Below are 25,908 nucleotides of genomic sequence, written 5' to 3' on the forward strand. Positions count from 1 at the left end.
AGCTACCGGTTCGGTCTGACACGCCGCAATCCGAGGGGTTGTCTTGGATACCCCTCGCAAAACCGACCTTGAAGGGCGCATGCCTCCGGGTGGGCGGCGCATGGAGGCAACTCACTCCGCGCACGGAAACGCGGTGTCCAGCTTCTTGCTCCCGTTGACGCCCGGGCCCGACAGCGTGGCGACCACCTTCACGGTGGAGGAGCACTCGTAGGGCATCAGGAATGGCACCACGGTGACGCCGCCCTCCGCGAGCACGTGCAGTTCGCGCGTCTGCGTCACCTTCCACGCGCGCCGCTCACCCGCCTCCGACTCCTCCTTCGGCGCGCTCACCACGAGCTTCAGCTTCAGCGGCTTGTCCCCCTCGTACTTGCCCTGCACCTTCACCAGCAGCAGCGCGTCCACGTTCATCCCATACGGGTCCGAGGCCTCCTCCACCGTGACGATGGAGCCCTTCTGCCGGTCGAAGACGCGCAGCTCGACTCCTCCCAGCGACACGCTCGGAGCGCTCGCGCTGCCAGCGGTGGAGGACAGCAGCAGGACACCACCGACGAGCAGCGAGCGCAGCTTCGTTCGCGACGACATCTCCACCTCCGGAATCTTCGGGGAAAATCCGCCGCGCGACTGTACGCCAGCCTGGTGTCCTCCCGCGCCAGGGTGGCGGGCGTGAGGGCGGGCCCTGGCTTGGGGCTTCGTCGCTTCCTCTGCAATTCCTCCCACCCATGACCAGCCTGCGGAGGAACCCTGTCCGGCGCGGGACCTCCGCCCGCGAGGAGTCATTTCCATGAAGACCTCCGTTCCCTCTCAGATGAAGGCCGCCGCCATCGACCGCTTCGGCGGACCGGAAGTTCTCGGCACCAAGACCGTCCCCGTTCCCCAGGTAGGCCCCGGCGAGGTGCTCATCCAGGTGGAGACCGCCGGCATCGGCCAGTGGGACCCCGCCGAGCGCGCGGGCGAGATGGAAGGCTACAAGCCGGGCAGCAAGGCCTCCTTCCCATACGTGCTTGGCACGGATGGCGCGGGCACCGTCGTGGCCCTGGGCGAAGGCGTCAAGAACCTCAAGGTCGGCGACAAGGTCTACGCCTTCGGCTTCCTGAACGAGAAGGGCGGCTTCTACGCGGAATACACCGCGGTGAGGGCCGCGGACACCGCGCCCGTGCCCAAGGGGCTGAGCGCGGAGCAGGCGGGCGTGCTCGCGGCGGACGGAATCACGGCCCTCCAAGGCGTGGAGGACACCCTCAAGGTTGGCCAGGGCACCACGCTGCTGGTGTACGGCGCGAGCGGCGGCGTGGGGCACCTGGCGGTGCAACTGGCGAAGCGGCTCGGAGCCAAGGTGCTCGCGGTGGCCTCGGGCGCGGACGGCGTGGAGTTGATGAAGAAGCTCGGCGCGGACAAGGCCGTGGATGGCCGCTCCGACGACGTCGTGAAGGCGGTGCGGGACTTCGCTCCGGACGGCCTCGACGCGGCGCTGGTGCTCGCGGGCGGAGACAAGGTGAACGAGCTGCTCAAGGCCGTCGTGAAGAAGGGTGGCCACATCGCGTTCCCCAACGGCGTCGAGCCCGCGCCCAAGGGCCCCGAGGGCGTCAAGGCGACCGCCTACAACGGCGAGGCGAACCCCAAGGTGCTCGGCCGCCTCAACAGCCTCATCGAGTCCGGCCCCTTCCACGTCGAGGTCTCGAAGGTCTACCGCCTGGATGAAGTCACTCGCGCGCACGAGGCCGTGGGCAAGCACCACCTGGGCAAGCTGGCCCTGCGCATCCACTGAAGCCTGTCGCTCAGGCCGCGGCGCGGGCCTGCTGAATCTCCTCCGCGCCCGGCCGCCACAGCACCTTCCAGCGCGCCTCGGGGAGCTGGGGTGGAGGAGGCTTCCCCTCCGATACCCCCGCCACCTCGACGTGCATCCCGCCACCCCAGGCGAGGATGCCCGCGAACAGGCCCAGGACTCGCATCGCGGGATGGAGGGGCCCCTCGTAGCGCCGCGCGCGCCAGTGACGCAGGCGTGGCGCCGAGGGACCTCGGGCACTGGGCTGCAGGGAGAGCTTGCCGGGCGCCGGGGCCCCGGGGACCGGGAAGAGCGGCACGATGAGCAGGCCCACCTCTCCCGCCTCCAGGTGGACCGTCGTCTCTCGCGGATAGCGCAGCCGCGACTCGGGAGGCCCGGACAGCTTCAGCGTCAGCGCCCGCTCCGCGTCCACGCACCCCTGCGCCATCAGGTGCAGCTCCAGCGGCGCGGACCCCTCTTCCGTCACGGCCAGTCTCACGGCGAAGTGCACGCCGTCGACCTCGAGGATGTCCTCGGCCGGCGCCCATTCGAGCAGCACGTTGGGCAATACCTCCGCCCGCCGCCAGTCCTTCCACATCCGGACCCCGATGAACGTGGTCACCGCCGCGCAGCCCAACGCGAGCCAAGGAGGAAGTCCGCTGAAGTCGGAGGAGGCCACCATCCAGATGCCCAGTACGACCGCGGGCATCCCGAAACAGAACAAGAGCAGCCTGGCCGCGCCGTCGGCGTCGCGCTTCCAGAAGGCCCGAGCGCTCCACGTCGCGAGCAGCAGCCCTCCCACGAGCCACGCCAGGGCGGGAGCCGGCGGGGCCCGATAGCGCAGCGTCACCCCGGCGATGCCCGCGGCCGTCAGCCCCACCAGCACCAGAAGCCCCAGCAGCACATGTCCGCGTGTCGCTCTCATGGCACCACCCCGTCCCGCCTCGGCTCATGGCGAGGGGGCCCAAGGTAGTCCACTCCGCGTGCCTCACGGGTTGGGAAACCGGAGGCCGCTGTCGCCCGCGCTCCGGCACGGCGCCGGAGGCGGGTTGTCTTTGGGGACTACTCGGCGCGGCAGACGGCCGGCGCGGAGAGGTTGGGGCGAATCATCTTGAACGGCTGGAGCAGGTCCGGGACGCGGAGCAGCGCGTCACGGCAGCCCGTCTCGTCGTTGCCGGAGATCTCCACCTTGAAGCTGCAGTCCTGCGCGCCCTCGCAGACCGTCTTGGCCAGCCGCGCATAGCAGTCCACGGCGCGGGCGCAGGTGCCCTCGCTCAGGTTCACCGACGCGGAGGAGGACGTCGTCGTGGCCGAGGCCGTGTTCGTGTTCGTCGACACCGACGCGCCGGCCGTCACGGTGTCCGCCGAGTTCGCGCCAGGGGCGTTCAGGTTGATGGTGACGTTCGTCTGGGAGGGCTCATGGGCGGGGGCGGCCACGAAGCGCGGGTTGATGCGGTCCTGGGCGCAGAGGTACAGCTCCTCGCCCTTCTTGCGCACCGTGGTGAGCTTCGTCTCCAGCTCCGCCGGAGGAACCTGCTTGTCGTCCACGGAGACCTGGAAGGTGTACGCGTCGTTACCATTGTAACGGTAGTACATCGTGGAGGTCGCATCGTAGGTGACGGCGATGGCCGTGTTGTCCACGGAATGCGACTCGAGGCCACTCTCCAGGGCGCAGACTCCGATGGACGTCTTGGTCGCCGAGGCATCGTTCGCCGCGACGGGGAGCGTGTAGAACTTGCTCGCGCCACAGGCCACCAGCGAGAGACACAGAGACGTCAGGGACAGTCCCTGGATGAGCCGCTTCATGAGGTTTGCTCCTAGGATGGGAATGGGTCCGCGCTGGGGAAGCCCGGCGGAGTGGCGCATCGACGCGTGCACCGGTTGCACATTCAATCCTGACACGAAACAGCCCGCCCCCGGAAATCACGGGGACGGGCCTGTCGCGGGGTGTTTCTCGAAGCTTGGGACTCGTGCGGTGTCCGCGGCTCAGGTCGTCAGCTTGGAGGTGATGTCGATGGATGCGGGGCTCGTCGGCACGGCGAAGGTCTTGCCGTTGGCGCCCTTGAAGTCGAGCGTCTTGAGGTTCACCGAGTAGATGAGCAGGTCCTCGTAGAAGCGCACGTTGAGGACGGTGTGGGTGAGGTCCTTGACCACGGTCCACTGGGTGTAGTCGTCCTCTTCCTTGAGGGATTTCTCATCGAGCGAGCGGACCGTGCCGCGAGGGATGTCGACGGTGTTGAGCAGGTGGAAGGCGAGGCTGGTGGCCTCGGTGGCGTTGGCGACGGGCCGGGCGAACTGCTTGAGGTACGCGGCCCGCACGAAGCGGGAAGGTGGCATCGGGTCCCCGGGCAGGCCGCGCAGGCCGCTGCCGTGGCCGGGCTGGGCGAAGGTCTCCGAGCCCAGCTCCACCCGCTTCGCGTCCCAGGGGGACAGGCCCACGTAGTCGCGCAGGTTCTGGAGTTGGACGGGGAAGGGCGGCGCGTTGGTGAGCACGGCGACGGGGTTGTCGTGCAGGTGCATCTCGCCGTCGAGGAACTCGACGACCAGGCTGTTGCCCTGTGCGTCGTGGATGGGGAAGTGCAGGGGCAGGTATTGGGCCAGCCAGTCGCTCTCCCAGACCTGGGCCTCGCCTTCCTGGAGGGCGGACTTCACCTCCGCCACGGTGGCGAAGTTGCCGAGCACCCAGCCGGGGAACTGCGCCAGGGTGAGGGCCTTGGCGTTGTCGGTGACCTTGGGGTAGCGGGACTCGGGCAGCCACAGGCTGCCGGTGGACAGGCCGGCGGTGTTGAGCCCGTCGACCATGATAGGGAGGCTGCCCTTGGCGGTGAGGCCGACGTAGCCGTAGGTGGTCGTCCACGTCAGGCCGTTGAGTCCCTTGGGGGAAGGGGAGACGAACTTCTCACCGGGGGCTCGGACCAGGAGCTTCGAGTCGAGGTCGACGCCGAACTCCATGCTGCGGCCATTGACGACGCTCTTGTCCGAGGCGACGACGAGGAAGTCGGTGCACATGTGACGGCTCCTTGTGTGGGGTTGGCGAGGGCGGCCCTGTGCAGCCGCCGCGCCATCCGCCGTCCTGTCAGCGATTCCCAGCGGTTGAAATCGCACGCGGGTCTCGTGCCCCCGGGCGTGTTGCCTATCGCACGCGAGCGGCCAAGGCGTGCGTTCTCGCGGAAGGCACGTGCGTCCCCGATAAACGCGGCGCCTCCGGGGAATTTCCCACCAGGCGGGCGTTTGTGATGTTCATGTCGCCCATGTCGAAAGTTCCTCGGGTGGTGGCCATCGACCACCGTGATTCCGCGCTGCAAGCGGCCTTCTGTGAGTACGTGCCCCAGGTCTTCCGCACGGTGGACTTCCGCCGCTGGTGCGCCTGGGGCGAGTGGACGGACGACTACCGCGCGTTCAGCGTGGTGGACGAGGGCCGGGTGGTGGCGAATGCCTCCGTGATGCGGATGTGCCTGCGCGTGGAGGGGCGCGAGGTGGTCGGCTATCAATTGGGCGCGGTGGGGTGTGTGCCCGAGCGTCGGGGGCAGGGCCTGGCGCGGGTGGCGATGGAGGCGGCGATGGAGGCGTGTGGGGACGCGCCGGTGGTGCTGTTCGCGAACAAGAAGGTGCTCGACTTCTATCCGCGCTTTGGCTTCGAGCCCCGGGAGCAGACGTTGTTCGGCGTCACGTTGGAGGTGACGCCGAGGGGGGAGCCTGCGCCGGTGTTGGATGTGTCCGAGGCGTCGGTGCGGGCGAGGCTCGTCGCGTTGGCGGAGGAGGGCGTCCCGGTGACGGAGCGCTTCGGTGCGCGCCGGCACGGACACATCGCGACCTGGTACGCGGCGGCGAACTTCGCGCGGCCCTTGCGCAAGCTGAGCGAGGACGCGTGGGTCTTCGCGGGCGTCGAGGACGGCACGCTCTACATCGAGGATGTGTTCGCGCGCGAGGGCTTCGATTTGCGTCCGCATTTGTCACGATTGGTGGACGAGCCCGTGAAGGCGGTCCAGTTCGGCTTCACGCCCGAGCGGTGGTGGCCTGGGGCGGAAGTGATTGGCGAGGACATGGAGGCGGACCTCTTCGTGCGCAACCTCTCGCTGCCCGCGGGAGCCAATCGCTTCCCGGTGATGGCGCGGACGTGATGGGCTTGGCCCATGCGAATCCCTTATGTCCAATGGCTTGCGTTGGTCGCGGTGTCCTGGCTGGGCTGTTCCACGGTTGAAAAGCCACCCGTGCAGCAGGCCTGGGACGAGGCCGAGCTGGAGTGTCAGGCACCAGAGGAAGACCAGTGTGTAACCCTGCTGTGCCTGGGTGACACCTGCGGCTTCTATCGCTGCGAGGACACGCCTGTAGCCGTGGAGCTGGCGCGCTTTCCTCCGTCGAGACCACCCGCTGCAGCGGCGGCACCGGGCAGTGGTCCTCGGAGAAACTGGGGCGGAGCGCAGAAGCTCCCTCCGGGTTCCATCATGACGTTCCCCAACTGGAACGGTGCTCCGGACCGAGTCATCCCTCCGTCACGCCAGCTCACGGCGGGGCGTTGGGAGAAGCACCACATCTTTCCGCAGGCGAATGACCTGGCCGCGTGGTTCGAGCGTCAGGGTGTCAAGATTCATCACTACACGATGCCCATTCCACTCTCCGTCCACCGGCGCATCCATGATGGCACGGGGCGTGGAGGTGCCTGGAACGATGCGTGGCGAGCATTCCGGAAGGCGAACAGTGGTGCCTCTCCCGAAGAGATTTTCAGGCACGCGGGCGAGCTTATCCACCGCTTTGAGCTGATGGGTGGTCCTATCCGTCCGTACTACTCCCGCCCAGGAGCGTAGGTGCGCATGAGCCGTTTCTTCTTGTTGGACGAAGACAAAGCCGCAATGGCGAAGCACGGCAACGAGCTGGATGGGAGCCACAAGTGGGGGCTGCCTGGCTTGCGATGCCACTCCTGTGGCGCGACCTGGAGCTCCGTGGGGCACGACTACCCGTCCGTCGATCTCTCCGGGCTCCCAGAGCACGACGAGTTTAAAAGGCCCAGGCCCGAGCCCTTCGCTGAGTTCGTGCGCCTGCGCGAGCTGGTGCGTCCCCTGGTGCCTCCAGACGTGTCCCTTCCTCCTGGGACAACCTTCGGACCTCTGGTGGGGCGTGCCTCTGGGAGCTTCGGGTCCATTGACTGGCTGGGAGGCATTCGCCTGCTGATGCGCCGTGAAGCACTGGAGCTCCTTCAGGCGGAAGGACTGCGAGGCTTGCTCGGCTGCCGCACGGAGCTGCGGTTTCGCCAGAAGGCCCCGCCCGAGCTGCTGGAACTCCAGGTGGCTCCTCGAGGACGGCTTCATCCCGACTGCATGCCGCCAGGACATCCACCGCCGTGCCCGACCTGTGACCGGTTCAGTCTCCGATGGCCCGATGAGCCCATCCTGGACGCGGCCACCCTGCCCACGGACCTGGACCTGTTCCGACTGGGCAACTTCGCCACCATGGTCATCGGCACGGAGCGGTTCAAAGACGCCGTGCTCCGCCTGGAACTCGACGGCCTCACGTTCCGCGAGCTGCCAACCCGCTGAGCCCGAGTTCCCCCACTTCCGCCGCGGGCCGTGCGCTCATGCTCAGGTCTCGTTGACGGAGGGCCACCACGAGACATCGGAGCCATCGCATCAAGGAAGGTCAATCCAGAGCGCCGAACTCGCGGTGTCCGCTGTCACAGTGACGGCGCCCTCGCCGAGCACGGCGCCTTCGCCGAGCGCCAGGTCCACACCCGAGCCTCCTTGGAGCGCCTCCACCCGGAGCGGTCCCGTCGTCGCGAGCAGGTATCCGTTACGGGCGCGGTCGAGCGTCAGCCGCTCGGGCCGGCCCGCGACGAGCGGGAGCCACCAGACCCGCACGTCGGCGCGCAAAGGCATCCCTTCGTCGCCCGCGATGAGCTGACGCCCGTCATCCGAGAGCTGGCGCGAGTAGTAGGCAGGGGGGCCGCCGTAGGTGTGTGGCCGGAACCACAACTGGAGCATCCGCGTCGGCCGGTCTGTGTCGTTTCCTTCGGCGTGCATCATCCCGCTCCGCGCGGAGATCAACTGCGCGGTCCTTGGTCCCATCGTCGCGCCGTGCGCCTGGTCTCCGTGATGCGAGAGCGTCCCGTCCACGACGATGCTGAGGATCTCCATCTCCTCGTGAGGGTGAAGCGGGAACCGCGATTTCGGCGCGAATGTCGCATCCGCGAGGACGAGCAGCGGCCCCAGCGGTCGACCCTGGCCGGAGTGGGGTCCCACCGTCGCGACGAAGTGGTCCCGGAGCGAGAGCCACGAAAGCGTGGTGCGAGGCAGCGATGCGAGCGTGCGGTGTTCGAGGCGCGGCATGGGCAGGTTCCTATCGGTATGACAACCGGAGAGGGCCACGGCACTTCCGGCGACGAACGTGCGACGTGAGAGCTTCACGACGTGGGCCTCGTCAGCGGCGGCGAGAAGCGAGTCGTCGGCGTTGAGCCGGAGGAGCGCATCGACGTCCTCGCCTTGAAAGGGGCGGTCCCGGTGTCTGCCCATGTTCGTCTCCTCCCGCGCTGGGATGCGCGGTGAAGGAGTTAGCCCGGCCCGGCTCGTTTGACACCTCCGGATGGATGCACAGAAGATGTGCGAGAATGCACATCTCCTGGGACGAGCTTCAGACCATCGAGGCGCTGGTTCGCACTGGCAGCGTCGAGGCCGCCGGACGCGAGTTGTCGCTCCGACATTCTTCGGTGTCGAGGCGGGTCGCGGCGCTGGAGGCACGCCTCGGCACGGCTCTGTTCGCGAGGGGCGCGCGACTGGTGCCGAGCGCGCTGACGCTGCGAATCGCGGAGCGGGCCGCGGCGATGCGCGTGGCCGCGAGGGACATCGAGGACTTCGTAGGGGCGGAGAGACGGGGCCGGGAACGAACCGTGGTCATCACGACGAGCGACGTGCTGGCCCCGCTCTTGTTCCTCGCGCTCGCGAAGGCCAGGCCCGCGCAGGCGGTCGAGGTGCTCGTGAGTGACGACGAACTGGAGCTGCTGCCAGGTCAGGTGGACCTCGCGCTGCGTCCCGGTCAAAACCCGAGCGGGGCGCTGCGCGGTCGACGGCTTGGACGGTTGAAGGTCGGAGTCTATCGCGCTCGCGGCGGAGCGCCGGATTGGCTGCAGCCGAGCGTTGAGCTGCGCGCCAGGGCCTCGATGAGCTGGTGGCGCGAGGTCCCCAAGGACGTACCGGGTGCCGTGACGTGCAGCTCACTGCTGGCCATGCGCGATGCGTGCTCCGCTGGCCTGGGACGGGCCGCGCTCCCGGCCTTCCTCGCGCACGGAGACGCCCGGCTCCAGTTCGAGAGGGAGCTCGACGCGGGGCCACCGCTCTGGCTCCTCGCGCCGATGGCCCGTGGCATCCCGAAGGAGCTTCGCGAGGTTCAGCGGGACCTCTTCGCCGCGCTGCGCGCGACGGAGGGCGCCTTCGTCGAATGAGTCCTTCTCACGAACCCGAGCGCGCCCGAGCAGGCATCCCGAACCGGCTCGGAGGTTGTCCCGTCCACCGCCGGAACGCGCGGGTGAACGTACTCACATCAGAGAAGCCCAACAGATACGCAATCTCACTCACCGAACGCCCCGGCTCGGAGAGATACGACAGGGCCAGCGTCCGGCGAGTCTCCGCGAGCAGCTCGCGAAACCCCGAGCCCGAGTCCACCAGTCGCCGCTGAAGGCTGCGCGCGCTCATATGCAGCCGCTCCGCCACCTTCTCTTGCGACGGCTCTCCCTGGGGCAACAACTCCAGCAGCACCGCGCGCACCCGAGCCACCACGTCCTGCCCCGCCTGCCGGGCCAGGTGCCGGGTGATGAGCTCATCATTGATGCGCGCCAGCTCCGGGTTCGCTCCCGGCAACGTCACCTCGAACGGTGGCCGCTCGTACACCAGCACGTCCGCGTTCGCTCCAAACGTCACCTTGCAGCGGAACAGCTTCGCGTAGGGTGTCAGGTCCGAGGGCTCCGGACGGCGCAGCAGCACCTCGCGCGGTGACAGCTCCTTGCCGTACACCACCCGGCAGAAGCGCACGAGCAGGTACGCCACCGCGTCCGTCTCCTCCTCGCACAGGTGCGGCCCCTCGCCCCCGTCGTAGAGGATCACCTGATAGCAGTCCCCATCCCGGGTGAAGGCCGGCCGGAGCGCGTCGGAGACCAGCGCCACCGCGTGCACCAGTCGCTCGAAGGCCTCGCGCAGCGTGCTGGAGGCATTGAGCCGGTAGCCCACCGCATGGAACGTGGTGGGACTCACCTGCCGCGCCATCGCCAGTCCAATGGCCGGCTCTCCCGAGCGCTCTACCGCCAGCCGCCACAGCCGAGTCATCCCTTCCTGCGGATAGCGCGCGTTGGCGTCTCCCAGCAGCCCCGGGTTCAGTCCCGCCTGCACGAACAGCGCATGCGAGTCCACGCCACGCAGCTCCAGCGTGCGGTGGAGCGCCAGCGCCCAGCTCGTCAACATGGTCGCCGGAGAGCTCATGTTGTCGCCTTTGGTCAAAGGAATTGGCGGAACGGAGCAAGCACCCAAGGCGCCTCCCCCAGTACCTTGTCTTCCTGGGAATCCTGCCATGTCGGAGGTGAGGATGCTTGCCCTCGCATCGTGTGCCCTCCTCGTGACGCGTCGCATCATGTCTGTCTGTAGACCGCCTCAAGCGTAGCGGTTCAAAGGCTCCACGCTTTTCCACCCCGCTCACATTCTGGCTTCACCCCTCCGTCGGCAGATGCCCCGCCGCGCCCTGGTCGGCGTGTGCGTCGTCCCCCTCGTCATACCCAGAGGTCTGGCCTCCCCATGACTCCCCCGAGACTCAGAAGCATCCAGAAGTCCTTGCTGGCGGCGCTGTCGCTGCTCGCCGTCATGTCGCCGGCCTTCACCCCGGCGCACGCGGCGACTCCGTCCTTCATCGCCTTCGAGAGTGGCCATGTGCGTCCGCTCGCGCTGTCACCAGATGGCACGCGGCTGTTCGCGGTGAACACGCCGGACAACAGCCTGTCCATCTTCACGGTGGGGGCCTCCGGGCTCGCGCTGCAGGCGAAGGTTCCCGTGGGACTGGAGCCGGTGGCCGTGGCGCCGCGAGGCAACAGCGAGGTCTGGGTGGTCAACCACCTGTCGGACAGTGTCAGCGTCGTGTCTCTCTCGGGGACACCGCGCGTGGTGCGCACGCTGCTGGTGGGTGACGAGCCGAGAGATATCGTCTTCGCGGGCACGGGGGGCCGGGCGTTCATCACCACGGCGCACCGTGGACAGCACCGCACGCACGCCTCGATTGCGGGCGTGCCGGGTGCGGGAGATCCACAGCTCACCACGCCGGGCGTGGGGCGCGCGGACGTCTGGGTCTTCGACCCGGCGAACCTGGGCACGACGTTGGGTGGCACGCCGGTGCGCATCCTCAACCTGTTCGGTGACACGCCTCGCGCGCTGACGGTGAGCCCGGATGGGCAGACGGTGTACGCGGCCGTGTTCAAGTCTGGCAACCAGACGACCTCCATCATGGAGGAGGCGGTGTGTGAGGGCTTCAATCCCTATCTGCCCTGTCTGGTGAATGGCTCCATCTACCCTGGCGGCAGCCCGGGCCCGGCCACCAACCACCAGGGCGTGCCCGCGCCCGAGGTGGCGCTCATCGTGAAGTACAACAACCAGTCCAGCCAGTGGCAGGACGAGCTGGGGCGCAACTGGAACAACGCGGTGCGCTTCCGGCTGCCGGACCAGGACGTCTTCGCGCTCGACGCGAACACGCTGGGCCAGAAGGCCGCCTATCCGCACGTGGGCACCACGCTGTTCAACATGGTGACCAACCCGGTGACGGGCACGGTGTACGTGTCCAACACGGAGGCCTTCAACCACGTCCGCTTCGAGGGCCCCGGCAACTACGGCGGCACCACGGTGCAGGGCCACCTGGCGGAGACGCGCATCACCGCCATCCTCGGGGGCAGTGTGTTGCCCCGGCACCTGAACAAGCACCTGGACTATTCGAAGCTGGCGAACGAGCCCGGGTTCGACCCGGCGGCGAAGGCGCACAGCCTCTCCATGCCGTTGGACATGGTGGTGAGCCGCGATGGCCGGAAGCTCTACGTGGCCGCATACAGCTCCAGCAAGGTGGGCGTGTTCGACACGCAGGCCCTGGAGGCGGACAGCTTCAACCCGACGTTGAACAGCGCGGCGTACATCCCGGTCAGCGGTGGTGGGCCCAGCGGCCTGATTCTGGATGAGGAGCGCAACCGGCTCTATGTGATGACCCGCTTCGACAACGCGGTGAAGGTCATCGACCTGGCCACGCGCGCGGAGCTGGGCAAGCAGGTGCTGGCCAACCCGGAGCCCGCGGCGGTGGTGCAGGGGCGGCCGGTGCTCTACGACGCCACGACGCTCTCCGCCAACGGCGAGGCCTCGTGTGCGAGCTGCCACATCTTCGGCGACATGGACGACCTCGCCTGGGACTTGGGCAACCCGGATGAGGACGTGGTGGAGAACACGATTCCGGGGCGCCTGCTGGGGGCGGCGGAGCTCTTGAAGCCGCACATCAACGGCTCGGGCAACGTGGAGGACTTCCACCCGATGAAGGGCCCCATGACGACGCAGACCCTGCGCGGCATGGTCAACTCCGGAGCCATGCACTGGCGAGGGGACCGCTCCAACGGCTTCTTCGGCGTGGGGCAGCTGGACCCGAACCTCTCGTTCATGAACTTCATCGTCGCGTTCGAGGGGCTGCTGGGCCGGGCGAGCATGCCCACGGTGGCGGAGATGCAGCGCTTCACCGACTTCCAGCTGCAAGTGCAGTTGCCGCCGAACCCGGTGCGCAACCTGGACAACTCATTGACGGCGGCGCAGCAGCGGGGCCTGAACTTCTATTCGGGCTCGCGTCGCGCGGACGGCATTCCGTTTGGAGAGGGGTTGGGCTTCACGTGTGAGGGGTGCCACCGCATCGACGCGTCCCAGGGTTTCTTCGGGACGGATGGTCGGGTGAGCTTCGAGAACATCCCGCAGATTGTGAAGATTCCGCACCTGCGGAACATGTATCAGAAGGTCGGCATGTTCGGGAATCCGACGACGCCCTTCTTCCTGGCGCGGGACAGTGGTTGGACGGGGGACCAGGTGCGAGGCTTTGGCTTCGTGCATGACGGCGCGGTGGACACCGCGGCGCGGTTCCTGTCGGCCATCGTGTTCATCCCGAGCATCGGCGTGGGCTTCCCGTTGAACAACCCGGATGCGACGCGGCGGGATGTGGAGCAGTTGTTGCTCGCGTTCGACACGGACCTGGCGCCGATTGTCGGTCAGCAGGTGACGTTGACGAACACGAACTCCGCGAGCGTGGGTCCGCGCATCGACCTGCTGTTGCAGCGCGCGCGCACGCCGTTCACCTCGAAGGTCCTGGGGGGAGCGGTGACGGAGTGCGACCTGGTGGCCAGGGTGGCGCTGGGGGGGCGTGTGAAGGGCTTCCTCTTCAGTCCGGCCGCGAATGCCTTCACGCCGGATGACGGGACGGCGGCGAACGTGACGGACGCGACGCTGCGCAACTACGCGAAGACGGCGGGCCAGGAGGTGACCTACACCTGCGTGCCGCCGGGCTCGGGTCCGCGCATCGGCCTCAATCGCTAGCAGTCCGAGGGCCCCCCCGCGAGGAGACTGTCGGGCTCCTCGCGGGGCTTCAAAGACGGACGCGTTGTGTGGAAGGCCGCGCACAGGACGTGGATGGGAAGGAATGCTGACGGCGCCTCGTGGAATAGTTGCGTGAGGAAAGGATTCCGCGGGGCGCGTGTCTGGGTCTTGGGACGCCAGGAGTTGGCTGTGCCATCCTGTGCGGCATGCAAGCAAAGCATGTTCATGCGGGGATGGGGCTCCTGCTGCTGGTGATGGCGGCGGCGTGTGGTTCCTCGAGTTCGAAGGATGAAGGGAAGCGGGACTCTGGGCCGGGCGTGGTGGAGGACGGAGGGGGAGATGGTGGCCACCGCGAGGATGGAGGAGAGACCTTCACCGACGGTGGACTGGATGGTGGCGGGGGAGGGGATGGTGGCACTCCCGAGCCAGACGCTGGCACCCCCGAGTCGGATGGCGGTGTGGAGCCGCTGGCATGTGAGAAGACGCGCGGCGTCTGCGCGGGGGCCAGGCGGGCGTGGGTGGACGGTGCCTATGAGGCGGTGTGTACCGGGCGCTCGTATGGCGCGGACTATGAAGACGTGTCCGAGACGCGCTGCGATGGACTCGACAACGATTGCGATGGCGTGACGGACCCTCCGAGCTGGTCGCGCGTCACGAGTCTGGAGACGGCGTTCGGGCGCGTCTCCAGTCTGAAGACGGACAGCGGCGTGTTCGTGAGCATTGGTGACAGCAACAGGGTCCTCATCCTGAGGTTGAACTCGGAGCTGGCCATCCAGGGGACGGCGAGCGTGTCGATGCCGTGGATTCGGACGGAAGCCCCTGAAGGGAGTCTCCAGAACGCGCAGCTCGTGCGCACGCAGACGGGCTTGGCGCTGCACTACGCCACCGTGGCGCGCAATGGGTCGGCACCGCTCCGGGCTTACCTTGTTCCACTCGACGCCCGGGGCGCGCCGACACCGCTGCCCGAGGGAGGGTTGGTGGAGTACCCACTGCTCGACAGGGAGTTCGACAGTGGGAGCACTCGTGCGGCGACGTCCGTCGCGGATGGCCGGGTGGTGGTCATCTGGCGCGCGGGTTCCGCGCAGTCCCCTCCGATACAGGTGATGGGGACGGTGACGGATGCGCAGGGGCAGGTGCTCACGGCGCCCAAGGTGCTCTTCACGAGCGTGGGGGACGTCACGCAGAAGCTGGCGAATGTCCTGTGGCTGCGCAATGGGGAGATTCTGGTCGCCATGAGTGATGAGAAGTCGGGGCTCGCGGGCGACACGGTGCGCCTGCGTCGCTTCGATGCCAACCTGGACCCGGTGGGCGACGAGCGCTCCTTTGAAACCCCCTATGCGGCGATGCCCTTGCTGGTGGACCTGGGCTCCGCGCGCGGTGGGCCCCTGGCGTCGCCCGTGCTCATCCTGCGAGTGGGGACGGCGCGCGTGATTCAGGTGGTCCAGAATCTCTTCGGTGGAGGGGTACCGGAGACGTGGGCGGAAGCCCCCTCCCCGGCTGAGGTGCTCTGGTACGGCGCCCTCGCGGACGAAGGAGTGCTCCGCCTGGGATGGATTGCTGAGTTCAAGGACCATCAGGCGCCGCCGCCGGGAGGTGTTGACTATCTCGGGTGGAATGGGCGGCTATGGACCTTGGACGAGGGGCAGGCCGCGGTGGACCGGTCTCCGGGCTCCGAATACCTGCCACTGCATCGGTATGCGCAGTGGGTCCTGATGGAGAAGCTCGCGCCCCGCCGCGTGGGGGCCATGTACATGACGACCACGCTGGACGGCAGCTACCTGGACTCGGTGCGCTACTGCACGCCGTGAACCTCATGGGCTCTATCTGGGTTTGTTGAAGGGGCCGTGAGTTCATTCCCCGCGAGGCAGGTTCGCTCGCTCCTCGCGGGGGTTCTGGTGAGAAACATTTGTTAGGGGTCGCGGATGGCGATTCCGTGCCACGGTATGAGACATGACAGCAAAGTGGCTTTCGGCGGGAGTGGGACTCCTGCTGGTGGTGGCGTCGTCGGGGTGTGAGTCCTCGGGCCCGAAGCATGAGCCGGTGCCGGACTCGGGGACGGTGGAGGACGGGGGGCCGGGTGGTGAGGATGCTGGCTCGGACGCAGGCGTGGACCCGCTGACCTGTGAGAAGCAACAGGGCGTCTGCGCGGGAACCAGGCGCGCGTGGGTGGACGGCGCCTATGAGCAGGAGTGTACCGGGCGCTCGTACGGCACCGACTTCGAAGCCGCCGAGACGCGCTGCGATGGGCTCGACAATGACTGTGATGGCGTGACGGACCCCGAGGTCCGGTCTCGCGTCACGAGCCTGGAGGCGGGGTTGTTCGCGGGGTACGCGTCGAGCATCCAGACAGAGCATGGCGTTTTCATGGCCGTGGGCAGCCCCGATGATGTCCGCATCCTGCGGCTGGATTCGAAGCTGGTCCTCCAGGCCACGACCCGCGTGCCGATGCCGTGGGTGCGGACGGGAGGAACCCCTGAGGCGCTCCAGCGCACCCAACTCGTGCGCACCGCGAATGGACTCGCGCTGTACTACTCCACCGTGGCGCGCGATGCGGGGGCACCGCTCCGTGCCTATCTCGTTCCACTCGATGACCTGGGTGCGCCGATACCTCTGCCCGAGGGTGGACTGGTGGAGTACCCGCTCCTCGACAGGCCGCTCGACCAGGAGTCCACGCGTGTGGCGACTTCTCCCTCGGGTGACCGGCTGGTGATTCTCTGGCGCTCGGGTTCCGCGCAGTCCCCGCCGATGGAGGTGATGGGGACGGTGACAGATATCGAAGGGCAGGTGCTCACCGCGCCCAAGGTGCTCTTCAAGAACGTGGTGAACATCAGCCCACGACTCGGGAGTGTCATCTGGCTGCGCAATGGAGAGGTGCTCGCCGCCATGGTTGATGTGCGGCATGGGAATCTGGGGGAGGCCGTGCGACTGCGCCGCTTCGACGCGAACCTGGACCCGATAGGTGAGGAGCGGTCATTTGAAACGTCTGCGCATTTCCCGGCGACTCCCTTGCTGGTGGACCTGGGGGCCGCGCGGGGCGGACCCCTGGAGTCGCCCGTCCTGGTGATGCGCATGGCTGGCGCACCCGATTGGATTCGCAGGATTCAGGTGGTCCAGAACCTCTTCCACGGAGGAAGCCCGGAGGACTGGGTTACAACTCCTACGCCCCATGTCGCCTGGTTCGGTGCGTTCGCGGATGAAGGGGTGCTGCGACTGGCGTGGCTCTCGTATTTCAAGGACTTCAGTGCGCCGTCGCCGGGGGGGAACATCAACCTCGGGTGGAGTGGGCGCCTGGGGACGCTGGACGAGGGGCACGCTCAGGTGGAGCGGTTCGCGGAGTCCGAACCCCTGCCGCTGCACGGCTATTCGCAGTGGGTCCTGATGGAGAAGCTCGAGCCCCGGCGCATGGGAGCCCTGTACATGACGGCCACCACGGACGGTGTCTCGCTGGATGCCGTGCGCTACTGCACTCCGTGAAGCGGACGAGCCCGGACCCTGTCTGGGTTCGCCGCACCGTCAGTGAGATTGTTCCTCGTGAGGAGTCTGTCGCGCTCCTCTCGATGATGCTTGTCGGGACTCAACTGTTGTTGGCCGCGGAGGGATGCTCCGTGCCACTGTATGAGTCATGACAGCAAAGTGGCTTCAGGCAGGAGTGGGGCTCCTGCTCGTGGTGGTGGCGTCGGGGTGCGAGTCCTCGGGCGCGAAGGACGAGCCGGTGCCGGACTCGGGGACGGTGGAGGACGGAGGAGCGGAGCCGAGCGCCTGTGAGAAGCAACAGGGCGTCTGCGCGGGAGCGACTCGGGCGTGGGTGGACGGCGCCTACGAACCGGAGTGTACGGCGCGCTCGTACGGTGCGGACTACGAAGCGGCGGAGACGCGGTGCGACGGGCTCGACAATGACTGTGATGGAGTGACGGACCCTCCGAGCCGGTCTCGCGTGACACGTCTCACTCAGCCGCTGAACGGGGCCACTGTCGCGAGCCTCCGAACGGACAGCGGAGTCCTCGTGGCGGTGACCGAGTCGCTCGATGAGGTTCGTATCCTGCGGTTGGACTCGAAGCTGGTGCTTCAGGGTTCCTCGACGGTCCCGAGTCCATGGGCTCGCACGGGCGAGCCGCCGGGGGTCTCCTACAACCTTCGACTCGTAGACACGAAGGATGGGCCCGCGCTGTATTACGCCACGGGGTCGAGGACCTCAGGCCCACCGCTTCGGGCATACCTCGTGCCGCTCGACAGCTCGGGCGCGCCGCAATCGCAGCCCGAGGGCGGCGCGGTGGACTCCCTGGTCTTGGACAGGCCGCTCGATTCCGGGAGCGCCCGGATGGCCATGTCGCAGGACGGGGAGCGGCTGATGGTGGTCTGGCGCTCGAGTCCTGGGCCCGACCTCCCAGCTCAATTGCTGGGAACGGTGACGGATGTGCACGGACAGGTGCTCATGGCTCCCAAGGCACTCTTCACGCTCCCCGCGGATTCCAATTCACATGCCGAGAGCATTCTCTGGCTGCGCAATGGTGACGTGGTGGTGGTCACGACAGAGCAGTTGCCGCCGGCCATGGGCGATACCGTGCGACTGCGGCGCTTCGATTCGAACCTGGAGCTCCTCGGAGACGAGCGCACCTTCACGACCAACAACGGGTCGATGCCCGTGTTGGTGGACCTGGGCGCCACACGCGGTGGCCCCCTGGAGTCACCCGTGCTGGTCCTGCGAAATCGCAATCCACCGGACTGGCGCCACGAGATTCAGGTCGTGCGAAATCTGTTCGGAGGCGGAGTTCCAGAGTTCCTCGCGGAGGCCGCTATCGCGCCGGAGATCGCCTATTTCAATGCCTTCGTGGACGAGGGTGCATTGCGGCTGGCCTGGCTTGCCGTGTCCAAGGACACCTCGTTGCCCTCGGATGGCTCCATGCTCGGAACCCAGGGGCGGCTGTGGACGCAAGACGAGGGACACGCGCCCGCGGACAGGAGTCCTGGTCCCGAGCGGTTGCCACTGCACGCCTATGCGCAGTGGGTCCTGATGGAGAAGCTGGAGCCCCGTCGCATGGGCGCGCTCTACATGACGTCCACGCAGGAAGGCAGCTCGCTGGACGCCGTGCGCTACTGCACGCCCTGATTCGCGACGCGCGCCGTCCGAGGGGACTTCAGCCCTCGGCGGCGCGGACGCGCTGGGAGCGGCGTCGGAGGTAGTTGTTGAGGAACGCTTTCACGGCGGGGTGTTGGGATTCGCGGAAGGAGTCGGGCGGGCCGTACTCGACGACGCGGCCCTCGTGCATCAGCGCCAGGTGGTCCGCCATGCCGAAGGCAGAGGCCACGTCCGGCGTAATCACCAGCGAGGTGGCGCCGAGCTGCTGCTTGCCGGTGAAGATGATTTCGTTGACGGAGGCCGTGGTGAGCGGGTCCAGACCGGCCGTGGGGTCGTCGTAGAGGAGGATTTTCGGCTGGAGGATGGCGGCGCGCGCGAAGCCCACGCGCTTCTGCATGCCGCCGGAGAGCTCGCCCGGAAAGCGCGTCGTGGCGTGGGACAGCCCCACCATGGCGAGCGTCTTGTCCACCGTCTGGCGAATCTCGTCCTCGGACATCTGCGTCCGCTCGCGCAGCGGAAAGGCCACGTTGTCGTAGACGTTGAACGAGTCGAACAGGGCATTGGCCTGGAAGAGGACGCCCTGCTGGCGGCGCAGCTGGTTCAGCGCCTTCTCGTCCAACTCGGCCACTTCCTCGCCGTTGACCTTCACCGACCCCCGGTCCGGCTTCATCAGCCCCATCAGGTGCTTCATCAGCACGGACTTGCCGGAGCCGGACACGCCCATCAGCACGCAGGTGGTGCCCTCGGGCACGACGAGATTCGCCCCGCGCAGCGCCGCGTTGTCACCGAAGGACTTGTGAAGGTCCTTCACCTCGATGGCCAGCTTCGCCGCCACCTGACTGCCCGATTCGCTCATCGCTCCTCACCATAGTGCGGGCCCCGCCGCTCCGCCCCTCCCAAGACGCGAACCCGCGGCAGCCCACCACCGAGCGGCAACTCGCCCCCTCGCTCGGCACATCGCCACCTGCCCCCCCACGTCCCTCGACGAAACCACCAGTCGGCCTGGATAAATGCCGCCACCCGGTGGGGCCCGCGCCGCGCTCCTGCGCCCGAGCGCTCGAAAGGAAACGTCCCCTTCACCTCGGCATGCACTGTCTTGTTTTCCTGGTTAAGAGGACTTCGGGGTCAGGCCGTGGGCGGGCCCCGAACCCCTCACCCCCGAGCACAATGAAAACCAAGAGACTGGGTGTTGTTGCCGGTGCCACGTTGTTGGCGTTTGGGCTGGTCGCCGAGGCGGCGTCCCTCTTCCGCAACACGGGCACGTTGTCTGGCTGGAACTCCATCAGCCGGGAGCACCGAGGTTCGGTGAACGAGGTGACGAACGTCACCTACGAGGGGCCGACGGGCCTCAAGATGACGCAGATCTACGATGCGGCCTACGGCGGCCGGTACCACTCGGAGGTGATGCGAAGCAACGTGTACCGCCGAGGGGACACGGGCTTCTACGGCTTCGCGTTCCGGCTGCAGGCGGATTGGCAGTTCCAGCCGCAGTCGTACAACATCGCGCAGTTCATCGCGGACTTCTCCGACACGGGCTGCGACGATTACATGCCGTCGAGCATGGTGTGGATTTCGGGCAACCAGCTCTTCACTCGGGTGAAGCAGGGCACCATCTGCAATCAGAAGACGGTGACGTTCGGCAATCTGGCCACGGTGACGGCGGGGGAGTGGCACAAGATTGTGATTCAGGCGAAGTGGGCCACGGACGGGACGGGCTTCTACAAGCTGTGGTTCGACGGGACGAAGGTCCTGGAGCAGTACAACCTGAACACGACGATAGCGGACGACCGCTACTTCCAGTTCCGGGTCGGGCTGTATGCCAATGGCTGGTACGACAACGGATACATGCAAGGCAGCCAGGGGACACGGAGCATCTGGTTCGACGAGATTGGCGTGGGGACCACCTTCGCCGACGCCGACCCCGCGCAGTGGTAGAGAGGCAGTGCGCTCAGCGGGCCTGACTCGAGCAGGCCCGCTGTGAGGTGGGCCCTCCAGACATGTCCCTGTCGAAGGAAGACGTGAAGGAGGCTCAGCGCCTGGCGCGTCTTCCCGGGCGTCTCCACCTCAGGACGTCGTGCTCGCGCAGCGCTCGATGATGGCGCGAAGCTGTGTCTGCACGCCGCTGAGCGCGCTGCGAAGTCGCGCATGTCTCAGCGAGCCGGCCAGCGCATTGGACAGGGCCTGAAGCACCGCGCTCTCGGCCGTGGGCCACGCGCGCTCCGTCCGGCAGTCGTCGAAGCCCACGAAGCCCCACCACTCGCCGCCCAGCGTGATGGGACACACCAGCAGCGAGCGGATGTCCTGGCTCTCCAGCAACTCGCGCGCGGGGGACGCGAAGTCGCGGGGATGGCCCTTCACCACCTGGCCCGAGGACAGCGGCGGCACCCAGGACGGCAGCACCTCGTCATACGGCACGTTCTGTAGCTCGGGGTTGTCGAGCTGCGCGGAGGTCGAGGCCGCGGTCCACTCGTATCGCTGACTGCACAAGAGCTTCCCATCGGCGGCCTTGCTGTTCTCGAAGATATAGACACGGTCGACGTCGAGCGCGACACCCACTTGTCCAAGCGCCTCCGAGACGTTCTGGGGCTCGAAGCCCTTGTCCAACAGCAACTGCGACACATTCATGATGGCGGCGTACGCCTTCGAGGCCATGAGGGGGAACTCCAGGTGGGGGACGGGCCTGTCGCGCCGGGGGGAGCGCGAAGAAGAAGCGTCGCATGGCACGACACCCTCGGGTCAAGCCATGCTCCTGGACGTACCAGGTCCATACGCTCCGTTGCTTCCGAGCCGCCCGCGTCATTTTTCCCGAGGAGACCATGCCCCTTCATCCCCGCACCTTTTCCCAGACGTGGGCCCGCGCCCTGGCCACAGCCCTGTCACTCGCGAGCCTCACCGGCTGCGGCCCGGAGCACGCCACCTCCGCGCCCACTGTCACCACCACGTCCGCTTCGCTCATTCCCCTCCAGGGAGATACCTCCTGTGTCTGGGGAAGCCCGGACTGCAACCTCTGCGTCCCCGACGTGCCCGCGCGCTTCAATGAACTCAGGGACCATGGCGAGGTGCTTGGCTTCCGCCCCGGCTCGTTCAACTTCAACGTGGCCTATCCCGGTGACAATCACTGGCAGGGAATTCAACGCCTGTCACTCGGCTCCGGGCGCTACCTCGTGGTGTCCAAGCGAGACGGCAACACCAACGGCAACGTGGGCCACGTCGTCCACCTCCCCTCGCGCAACGGTGAAGGACTGCGCCTTCGCTCCAACCGCCTGTCCCCCTCCATCTCCCAACCCGAGGACACTGCGCCACCGCTCGAGGACCGCGCGGTGACGGCGCTCCCCGTGCTCAATGGCTACGCCCACGGCGGAGGCATGCAGGCGGTGGGCAACATCCTCGCGCTCCCCATGGAGCAGGGCCCTGGCGCCGGCCGCGTCGCGCTGTATGACTTCAACCAGGGCCTGTCCCCCGAGCCCTTCGCCTTCATCCCCGGCGCCTCCGCGAACGCGGGGACGGCCTCGCTGACGCGCCTGTCCGACCGGCGCTACCTGCTGCTGCTCGGCCAGTACGACGCGAAGGTGCTCGAGGTCTTCCTCTCTACCTCCACGGACCTCCGCTCGCCGACGAACGCGTGGACGCGCGTGGACCAGTGGGCACGCGAGGAGCTGGCCTCCGACACCTGGGGCCCCTTCCAGAACCTTAACTTCGTCACCGACTGTCAGAACGGTCAGCTCTACCTGGTGGGCACGCTGCTCGGCGGCCTGCGCTGGGGCCCCGTCAGCGACGACTACGCCCACCTCTACCGTGTGAGTCTGGACGGCCACCTGCGCCTGGAGCACGTCGCGGCGAAACACCTGTACTGCAGCAACGACGGCGCGCGGCAGTGCAACCTCGACGCGGCCGGCGGAGTCTTCGTGGGCGCGGACCGCAAGCTCATCCTCTACGCCACCGAACACGCCGACGACGGCCCGTCGGGTTCCGTCAAGATGGTGGAGTTCCGGAGCATCTGGGCGAACGACGGCTGCGGCGCCGACGTCTCGCGCGCCTTCGTCGATTTCTACGACGACTCCGACTTCACCGACCGGGGGTTCATCTTCGACTTCGCGGACCGGGGCTCGAAGAACTGGGCCCGCTTCCACGACATCGACGGGCTCAACGACAAGGTCTCCGCCGTGCGCTGGTGCCTTCCGCCCGGACACCGCGTGCGGCTCCACGCCGACGCCAACTACAGCGGCAAGACTCAGGACCTCATCGGAGACGGTTCACTGCGAGAAGTGAATCTCAATTCTTGGGGATTTGGAGACAAGGTCTCCTCGGCGCGCTGGCTCGCGGACTGAAACATTCCGACACATGGCTTCAGGGGGTGGGGTGGAAATCAGCAGGTAACTTCCTGATACATTCTAGCGATAACTCTTTAGCCACCTCGTACGGAGTTCTGAGACCCATGAGCATTCGCCGCACTGATGGTTCGAAGCCGACGGTCCTCCCCACCATTTCCGCTGAGGCTCAGCCGAAGAACACCGCGAAGACCCGGACGGCTCCGAACGTCATCAAGGACGGCTTCGGTCCCGCTGCGAAGACCACCGACCTGGCTCGCGCCGAGCAGACGCTGAAGCCGCTGCCGGCGCCCGTGGGCCGCCTGTCGCTGGAGAGCAAGGAGGCGCAGTCCGCCATCCAGACCTCGCTGGAGCACCTCACCCCGGCCACCAGCAAGCCCGCGACGCAGGGCCTCCGGGGTGGCATCCAGTACCCGGCCTTCGTCCCGAAGAACGTGGAGCGCGACGAGCTGGGGATGACGCACGTGCGCCTGGACCGGCAGCACGAGGGCGTGAAGGTGTACGCCGAGCAGGTGGTGTCTCACCTCGGCAAGGACGGCAAGGTGAGCAGCGTCACCGGTGACCAGTCCACGATTCCCGCCGGCCTGGGCACGCAGAAGCCCCAGCTGTCCCACGCGCAGGTGCTGGACATCGCGCTGAAGGACTTCGCGGGCAAGCCGGACCGCCAGCCGAACTCCGAGCGCGTCATCTACAAGGACCCGTCCGGTGAGTACCGCTCCGCGTACCGCGTCGAGGTCGCCAATGTGAATGGCACCGACAACCCGCGCCGGATGAACTACCTGGTCGACGCGAACACCGGCAAGATTTACGAGAAGTTCAACACCATCGACGGCTTCAAGAACTGCCCCTGCGCCACGCACGGCACGGGTGACGCCGCGGCCACCAAGGGCACCAAGGGCACCAAGGGCACCAAGGGCGCCGCCGCCACGCCGCCCGCGGACGTGAAGGTCTCCACCTCGCCGAACGCGGCCATCAAGGACAACAGCACCGTCACCTCCAAGGTGAAGGTGGCCGACGACGTCACCGTCGACAAGCTCAAGCTGTCGCTGGACATCAGCCACACGTACAAGGGCGACCTGACCGTCACGCTGACGAGCCCCTCTGGCAAGAGCGCCGCGGTGCACAACCGCACCGGTGGCAGCACCGACAACGTGAAGGGTGACTTCGACCTGAGCGTCTTCGCCGGCGAGACGGCCAAGGGCGAGTGGACGCTGACGGTGAAGGACAACGCGAAGGGCGACAAGGGCAAGCTCAACAACTGGGGCCTGTCGATTTCGCCCAAGGCCACCCAGCCGCCCACGGAGCCCCCCACCGAGCCGCCCGCGCCCGGCACGGCGGATGACACCTCGCTCTACAGCGGCAAGGTGGACCTGAAGACGAAGCAGAACGCGGACGGGACGTACTCGCTGGAAGACACCACGCGCGGCAAGGGCGTGTCGACGTACGACGCGAAGAACCAGGAAGAGGCCAGCGGCACCACGCCCTTCAAGGACGACAACAACGTCTGGGGCGAGGCGACGGACCCGAAGCGCAACCAGGCCGCCGTGGACGCGCACTACGGCGCGGCGATGACGTACGACTTCCTCAAGGACGTGCTCGGCCGCGACTCCATCGACGGCAAGGGCGAGAAGCTCGTCAACTACGTGCACGTGAGCGAGAACTACGTCAACGCGTACTGGGACGGCGAGAAGATGAGCTACGGCGACGGCGACGGCGTGGACTCCGGTCCGCTCACCGCGCTGGATATCGCGGGCCATGAAATCGCCCACGGCCTCACCGAGCGCACCGCCGGTCTGGTCTACCGCGGCGAGTCCGGTGGTCTGAACGAGGCCATGAGCGACATCATGGGCGCCGGCGTGGAGTGGTACGCGTCCACGAAGAACTCCGCGGTGAAGTTCAACTGGACGGTGGGCGAGACGGCCTGGACGCCGACCAACGGCGACGACACGGACGGCCTGCGCTACATGGACGACCCCACGAAGGACGGGTACTCCATCGACAACTACAAGGACTACCCGAAGCAGACGGAGGTCCACGGCTCCAGCGGTATCGCCAACAACGCCTTCTACCTGCTGGCCAACGGCGGGACGAACCGCACGTCCAAGCTCGAGGTGAAGGACGGCGTCGGCATGGACAAGGGCCTGAAGATTTATTACCGCGCCCTGGCCCACTACATGACGCCGAGCACCACGTTCGCCCAGGCCCGCACCGCCACCATCCAGGCGGCCACGGACCTCTACGGCGCGGACTCCACCGAGGTGGCGAAGGTGAAGGAGAGCTGGACCGCCGTCGGTGTGAAGTAACCCTGACGTTCAGGACCCGGGCGCGAGGTTGACTTCGCGCCCGGGGGACTGACGCAGCGGCGGCGACGGGAGGGGCGCCGCCGCGCCGGTCCGTTTCAACGTGAGCTCCGCCGCGTCACCCTTCCGGGGGCGGACAGGTGATGGGGCACGTCCCGCCCAAGGGGAGGCACACGCCGCCGCAGCAGTTGGAGTTCCAGGAGCAGCCCGACTCCCCGTTACAGGTGGTCGAGGTCGTCCCGGAGCAGGCTTCGGGCTGGCATTGGTTCTGGGTGCAAGTTCCGCTCGTGCAGGAGCCGCAGTTGCCAACCGCGCGCCGGACTCCGCAGTTGTCCGCGGCCGCCTTCTGGCCACAGCTGGCGTTGAGCCGCGTGCAGAAGGCCGCGTCGGATTCGGCGACACAGGTGGTGCGCTCAAGGGCGACCTGGGCCGTCATGGACGCGTCCGGTCCCTGCGCCGCGACGACGAGCGTGCCCGTGAAGGAGTCACCGCTCAGGGTCCCGGAGACGGTATCCCCTCCGCTCGTCCACTGCGCCGCGGTGCCCGTCCGGGTGCCTGTCAGGGTCCCCGTCTTGATGAACTGATTCCGGCTGGGCTCCAGGTCGAAGGCATTCCCCGACAGTTGCCCGTTGTTGTCGGTGATTTCGTAGCGAATCGACGCGGACGTGGAGCCGGCGATGGCCATGGTGCCGACCCAGATGCCCGTGAGGCTGTCGGTGAGAGGGGCCTGTGCCGTGGCGGCCGGTGGTGGTGGATTCGAAGAGGCTTGAGGCCGCTCGGAACATCCGGAAGCCAGCGCGGTCACGAAGCAGGTGATGAGAAGTGTGGGTGCGTGGAAGTTCATGAGGAGACCTGTGGAAGAGGAGGGCCGGAC

At 67.4% G+C, this 25,908-nt stretch carries 21 protein-coding genes; 12 read left to right on the forward strand and 9 right to left on the reverse strand.

The window, feature by feature from the left end; genetic code table 11:
• Positions 1–111: 111 nt before the first annotated feature.
• Positions 112–582 (reverse strand): hypothetical protein, encoded by a 471-nt coding sequence (locus tag HUA74_RS36050; protein ID WP_141643041.1) that lies wholly within the window; start codon positions 580–582, stop codon positions 112–114.
• Positions 583–781: 199 nt separating this feature from the next.
• On the opposite strand from HUA74_RS36050, the gene HUA74_RS36055 reads away from it, so the two are divergent.
• On the forward strand, positions 782–1,762 hold the full coding sequence (locus HUA74_RS36055) for an NADP-dependent oxidoreductase (RefSeq protein ID WP_174458198.1): 981 nt from the start codon (positions 782–784) through the stop codon (positions 1,760–1,762).
• Between the two features lie 10 nt (positions 1,763–1,772).
• Here the strand turns inward: HUA74_RS36055 and HUA74_RS36060 are convergent, their stop codons facing one another.
• The 3 genes from HUA74_RS36060 to HUA74_RS36070 form a co-directional block, all read right to left on the reverse strand.
• Complete coding sequence (locus HUA74_RS36060; RefSeq protein ID WP_174458199.1) at positions 1,773–2,684, reverse strand: hypothetical protein; 912 nt, start codon at positions 2,682–2,684, stop codon at positions 1,773–1,775.
• Positions 2,685–2,821: 137 nt separating this feature from the next.
• On the reverse strand, positions 2,822–3,565 hold the full coding sequence (locus tag HUA74_RS36065) for a hypothetical protein (RefSeq protein WP_254625412.1): 744 nt from the start codon (positions 3,563–3,565) through the stop codon (positions 2,822–2,824).
• 180 nt (positions 3,566–3,745) lie between these two features.
• A complete protein-coding gene (locus HUA74_RS36070; RefSeq protein ID WP_141643043.1) occupies positions 3,746–4,768 on the reverse strand; it encodes a linear amide C-N hydrolase in 1,023 nt (340 codons plus the stop codon).
• Positions 4,769–5,010: 242 nt separating this feature from the next.
• Between HUA74_RS36070 and HUA74_RS36075 the strand changes: the two genes are divergently transcribed.
• Genes HUA74_RS36075 through HUA74_RS36085 form a run of 3 tightly spaced genes read left to right on the forward strand, consistent with a single transcriptional unit; the run spans position 5,011 to position 7,293 of the window.
• A complete protein-coding gene (locus tag HUA74_RS36075) occupies positions 5,011–5,880 on the forward strand; it encodes a GNAT family N-acetyltransferase (RefSeq protein WP_141643044.1) in 870 nt (289 codons plus the stop codon).
• A 12-nt stretch (positions 5,881–5,892) separates the two neighbouring features.
• The gene (locus tag HUA74_RS36080; RefSeq protein WP_174458200.1) at positions 5,893–6,564 is read left to right on the forward strand and encodes a TIGR02269 family lipoprotein; all 672 of its coding nucleotides are present in this window, start codon (positions 5,893–5,895) and stop codon (positions 6,562–6,564) included.
• Between the two features lie 6 nt (positions 6,565–6,570).
• Entirely contained in the window at positions 6,571–7,293 is a 723-nt protein-coding gene (locus HUA74_RS36085; protein ID WP_141643046.1) for a double-CXXCG motif protein, read from the forward strand.
• Positions 7,294–7,383: 90 nt separating this feature from the next.
• Here HUA74_RS36085 and HUA74_RS36090 read toward each other — a convergent pair whose 3' ends face one another.
• Positions 7,384–8,262 carry a pirin family protein gene (locus HUA74_RS36090; protein WP_254625413.1) on the reverse strand — a complete coding sequence of 293 codons (879 nt, stop codon included), beginning with the start codon at positions 8,260–8,262 and terminating at the stop codon, positions 7,384–7,386.
• A 95-nt stretch (positions 8,263–8,357) separates the two neighbouring features.
• On the opposite strand from HUA74_RS36090, the gene HUA74_RS36095 reads away from it, so the two are divergent.
• The gene (locus tag HUA74_RS36095) at positions 8,358–9,188 is read left to right on the forward strand and encodes a LysR family transcriptional regulator (protein ID WP_174458201.1); all 831 of its coding nucleotides are present in this window, start codon (positions 8,358–8,360) and stop codon (positions 9,186–9,188) included.
• A 7-nt stretch (positions 9,189–9,195) separates the two neighbouring features.
• Here the strand turns inward: HUA74_RS36095 and HUA74_RS36100 are convergent, their stop codons facing one another.
• Positions 9,196–10,218, reverse strand: a complete 1,023-nt coding sequence (locus HUA74_RS36100) for an AraC family transcriptional regulator (RefSeq protein WP_174458202.1) — start codon at positions 10,216–10,218, stop codon at positions 9,196–9,198.
• A gap of 309 nt (positions 10,219–10,527) precedes the next feature.
• Here HUA74_RS36100 and HUA74_RS36105 point away from each other — a divergent pair, with 309 nt between their 5' ends.
• From HUA74_RS36105 to HUA74_RS36120, 4 genes are all read left to right on the forward strand, one after another.
• Positions 10,528–13,329: a hypothetical protein gene (locus tag HUA74_RS36105; protein ID WP_174458203.1), complete on the forward strand. Its 2,802-nt coding sequence runs from the start codon at positions 10,528–10,530 to the stop codon at positions 13,327–13,329.
• A gap of 206 nt (positions 13,330–13,535) precedes the next feature.
• A complete protein-coding gene (locus HUA74_RS36110) occupies positions 13,536–15,137 on the forward strand; it encodes a putative metal-binding motif-containing protein (RefSeq protein ID WP_174458204.1) in 1,602 nt (533 codons plus the stop codon).
• 142 nt (positions 15,138–15,279) lie between these two features.
• A complete protein-coding gene (locus HUA74_RS36115) occupies positions 15,280–16,803 on the forward strand; it encodes a putative metal-binding motif-containing protein (protein WP_174458205.1) in 1,524 nt (507 codons plus the stop codon).
• A gap of 148 nt (positions 16,804–16,951) precedes the next feature.
• The gene (locus HUA74_RS36120; RefSeq protein WP_174458206.1) at positions 16,952–18,436 is read left to right on the forward strand and encodes a putative metal-binding motif-containing protein; all 1,485 of its coding nucleotides are present in this window, start codon (positions 16,952–16,954) and stop codon (positions 18,434–18,436) included.
• Between the two features lie 28 nt (positions 18,437–18,464).
• On the opposite strand, the gene HUA74_RS36125 is transcribed toward HUA74_RS36120, so the two are convergent.
• Positions 18,465–19,262 (reverse strand): ABC transporter ATP-binding protein, encoded by a 798-nt coding sequence (locus HUA74_RS36125; RefSeq protein WP_174458207.1) that lies wholly within the window; start codon positions 19,260–19,262, stop codon positions 18,465–18,467.
• 311 nt (positions 19,263–19,573) lie between these two features.
• On the opposite strand from HUA74_RS36125, the gene HUA74_RS36130 reads away from it, so the two are divergent.
• Complete coding sequence (locus tag HUA74_RS36130) at positions 19,574–20,341, forward strand: polysaccharide lyase (RefSeq protein ID WP_141643053.1); 768 nt, start codon at positions 19,574–19,576, stop codon at positions 20,339–20,341.
• A 129-nt stretch (positions 20,342–20,470) separates the two neighbouring features.
• Here the strand turns inward: HUA74_RS36130 and HUA74_RS36135 are convergent, their stop codons facing one another.
• The gene (locus tag HUA74_RS36135) at positions 20,471–21,058 is read right to left on the reverse strand and encodes a GAF domain-containing protein (RefSeq protein WP_141643054.1); all 588 of its coding nucleotides are present in this window, start codon (positions 21,056–21,058) and stop codon (positions 20,471–20,473) included.
• Between the two features lie 164 nt (positions 21,059–21,222).
• Here HUA74_RS36135 and HUA74_RS36140 point away from each other — a divergent pair, with 164 nt between their 5' ends.
• Both HUA74_RS36140 and HUA74_RS36145 read left to right on the forward strand, forming a co-directional pair.
• Positions 21,223–22,734, forward strand: a complete 1,512-nt coding sequence (locus HUA74_RS36140; protein WP_174458208.1) for a hypothetical protein — start codon at positions 21,223–21,225, stop codon at positions 22,732–22,734.
• A gap of 107 nt (positions 22,735–22,841) precedes the next feature.
• Positions 22,842–25,037 (forward strand): M4 family metallopeptidase, encoded by a 2,196-nt coding sequence (locus tag HUA74_RS36145; protein ID WP_174458209.1) that lies wholly within the window; start codon positions 22,842–22,844, stop codon positions 25,035–25,037.
• 115 nt (positions 25,038–25,152) lie between these two features.
• On the opposite strand, the gene HUA74_RS36150 is transcribed toward HUA74_RS36145, so the two are convergent.
• Positions 25,153–25,878: a hypothetical protein gene (locus tag HUA74_RS36150; RefSeq protein WP_174458210.1), complete on the reverse strand. Its 726-nt coding sequence runs from the start codon at positions 25,876–25,878 to the stop codon at positions 25,153–25,155.
• Between the last annotated feature and the right edge of the window lie 30 nt (positions 25,879–25,908).

This window comes from Myxococcus sp. CA051A (assembly GCF_013336705.1).
Classification (GTDB): Bacteria; Myxococcota; Myxococcia; order Myxococcales; family Myxococcaceae; genus Myxococcus; species Myxococcus llanfairpwllgwyngyllgogerychwyrndrobwllllantysiliogogogochensis.